This is a genomic window from Pseudomonas sp. SDO5215_S409 (assembly GCF_054071325.1).
The window spans coordinates 1-245 of sequence record NZ_JBSVWN010000213.1; the positions used below are offsets into that span (position 1 = coordinate 1).

1 protein-coding gene is annotated in these 245 nt (G+C 62.4%); it reads right to left on the bottom strand.

What is annotated here, in order from left to right; genetic code table 11:
• On the bottom strand, positions 1 to 245 hold a 245-nt coding region (locus tag ACW9H9_RS28935), incomplete at both ends, for a toxin VasX (RefSeq protein WP_457370509.1).

Sequence of the window (245 nt, forward strand, 5' to 3'; positions counted from 1 at the left end):
CACACAGGCGCCAGGTCCATTGCACCGGGGAGTAGGCGATGCGCAGTTGGCTGCGCCGCGGGTAGAGCAGGTACGGATGGCTTTCACCGGGGTTGTGGCGCACATCCTTATTCAACTGGCGGTCGGTCCACAGGTGGCGGGTGAACAGCCGCCCGCTGAGCTGGTACTCATGAAAGGTCTGGTCGACGCTGTTGTACACATACACCCAACCATCGCGCAGTTGGCGCAGGGTGTAGCTGCGGGTT